Genomic DNA, 2,702 nt, shown 5'->3' with positions numbered 1-2,702 from the left:
AACTGGGAAGCCTACTCCATGTCCAAGCACGGCAAGATGGTCACCATGCTGGGCGACAAATGGAACTGGGATGTGCCCCTGAAGGACGCCTTTGCCAAGGGCGGCCAGAATGCACCCACCTGTGCCAGCTGTCACATGGAATATGAAGGCGAATACACCCACAACCTGATGAGGAAAGTACGCTGGGCGAACTATCCTTTTGTACCGGGCATAGCAGAAAACATCTCGAGCGAATGGTCGGAAAAGCGACTGGACTCCTGGGTCGTTACCTGCACGCAATGTCACTCGGAACGTTTTGCCCGCTCCTACCTGGAACTCATGGACAAAGGCACCTTATCAGGCCTTGCCAAATACCAGGAAGCTCATGACGTTGTTCAAAAGCTTTACAATGAAGGTATGCTGACAGGTCAGAAGACCAACCGTCCGGCCCCGCCTGCACCTGAGAAACCGGGATTTGGCCAATTCACCCAGCTATTCTGGTCGAAAGGCAACAACCCGGCATCGATTGAACTCAAAGTACTCGAAATGGCTGAAAATGACCTTGCCAAGATGCACGTAGGCCTGGCTCACGTCAACCCGGGTGGTTGGACCTATACCGAAGGATGGGGTCCGATGAACCGCGCGTATGTTGAGATTCAAGACGAGCACACCAAGCTGCGTGAAATGGCGGCCCTGCAAGCGCGTGTTAACAAGCTTGAAGCATCCAAAACCAGTCTGCTAGATCTTAACAGCACCAGTGAAAAAATCTCACTGGGAGGACTAGGAGGCGGAATGTTGCTGGCGGGCACATTAGCGCTGATTGGCTGGCGTAAACGTAAGCAAAACGAAGCTTGATTACTCCAAGTAAGAACCAGCGTACCCAGGAGGTACGCTGGATAGACAAGCTCCTCCCGTTACTAGGAATCTTCCTCGTAACGGGAGGTTTTATTTTACTCATCTGGTTTGCTTATTTATGGCTGGCACCGGGAGTTGCGCCCTACCAATACCAACTGGTAGAAGAAGGAGAAGCGAGTCAATTCCCGGAACTCGAACTCGAAGCCTGGCCAGGATTACAAATCAGCAAATATGAAATACAGGTTACAGAAAGCGACAAACCGGTTGCGCTAGCCTATTTTGGGCATCGTGACAGCGAATCACCCGTCCTACTCAACTGGGAAAATCGCACAGGAGAACCGCTACTCGCACTGGATCGCAAGCCATCGGAACTGAGTGCATTAGCCGCTGCCATAGACAAGCACACCCCTGCAGACGCACTTATTCTGGCCTGGTGGGACACCTCCCGCCAAATCCGCCTATTATCGAAGCGGAACACACTATTTAACGGACACCTAAACGAACCGCTCATCATCCCGGCGCGCTGGCAGGAATCCAGCGAAGTCATCCGTGCCTATGAAAACCAAATCCCGCAAACCTCGCCATCAGACGAAGAGCGTGACCAATTCCAACGCTTCGCGGAAGCGCTATTGCGCTCACCAGAAGCGGGCGTTGCCAGATTACGAGAACTGATTGGCTCAACACAAGAAGCCTATCTCGTTATCCATGTATCGGACCTTTACAAGCTTGGACTGATGTACCCGGAAAAATTTGGCGTAGCGTACAAGAACTTTGCCATGACAGGCAATATACACGGCCTGATCAACCACATGAAAGTCGAGATGAAAAAACATGATTACAGCACCTATACCCTGCAATCACTCTCTGACCAGGATATCCGCGTATTCTTTTTAACAGACGAGCAAAGTGCGGACACGCTACTTGCCCGGATGTTCCCCTTTACTGGCAAGGCGCCGCCGCTGGAGCTGAAAGCTGCGCAACTCGTCTATCAACAAGGGGGATACTGGGTATATAAGCTTCCATAAAGAGAAGCATTCAAAAACAGCGCCATCAGAAGCTAAACCCATTTACACAATTTGATGATCGCGTACAATTACGAACCGACTTATTATTTTTAAGATCTAAGTGAGAAAAAAGAGGAGAGAACATGAAATACATCACAGCTTATGCACTTGCGGTAGCGGCGATGCTTGTATTTTTTACCGGCAACGCTGTCGCTCAAGATGCACCCTTTGAAGGGCGTAAGAAATGCAGTGCCTGTCATAAAGCCCAGGCCAAATCATGGAAAGACACCGCGCATGCCAAGGCGATGGAATCGCTGAAGCCTGACGTAAAAAAAGAAGCCAAAGTTAAAGCCAAGCTTGATCCGGCGAAAGACTATACCCAGGACAAGGACTGCGTAGGCTGTCATGTAGATGGATTTGGTAAATCGGGAGGCTACACGATTGACGCGCCGAACAAACAATTGGCAGCAGTGGGATGCGAATCCTGCCATGGACCTGGGCGGCAATTCCGCGGGGACCATCGCAAGGCGGGCCAGGCATTCGAGAAATCGGGCAAGACCACACCGCGTAAGGTATTGGCAGACAAAGGCCAGGACTTTCATTTTGAAGAAAGCTGCAGTGCCTGTCACCTGAACTATGAAGGATCGCCTTGGAAAGGGGCAAAACCACCTTATACGCCATTCACCCCGGCTGTTGATGCGAAATACACCTTTGACTTTGATAAAATGGTGAAAGACGTTAAGGCAATGCATGAGCACTATAAATTGGATGGCACTTTTGCGGGCGAGCCTAAATTTAAGTTTCATGATGAATTCCAGGCTAGTGCTAAAGTAGCTAAAAAAGACGATAAAAAAGGAAAAGAGT

The 2,702-nt window shown here is 50.1% G+C and carries 3 protein-coding genes; all 3 read left to right on the top strand.

What is annotated here, in order from left to right; genetic code table 11:
- On the top strand, nucleotides 1–834 hold an 834-nt coding region (locus BLW34_RS15115), incomplete at its 5' end, for a multiheme c-type cytochrome (protein ID WP_305728583.1).
- The gene (gene haoB / locus BLW34_RS15110) at nucleotides 831–1,859 is read left to right on the top strand and encodes a hydroxylamine oxidation protein HaoB (RefSeq protein WP_090581359.1); all 1,029 of its coding nucleotides are present in this window, start codon (nucleotides 831–833) and stop codon (nucleotides 1,857–1,859) included. The genes BLW34_RS15115 and haoB, both read left to right, overlap by 4 nt.
- A gap of 122 nt (nucleotides 1,860–1,981) precedes the next feature.
- The coding region (gene cycA / locus BLW34_RS15105; protein ID WP_143037975.1) for a cytochrome c-550 CycA at nucleotides 1,982–2,702 on the top strand (721 nt) is incomplete at its 3' end.

This window comes from Nitrosomonas sp. Nm58 (assembly GCF_900107335.1).
Taxonomy (GTDB): domain Bacteria; phylum Pseudomonadota; class Gammaproteobacteria; order Burkholderiales; family Nitrosomonadaceae; genus Nitrosomonas.
This window is presented reverse-complemented; position numbering and strand designations above follow the sequence as displayed.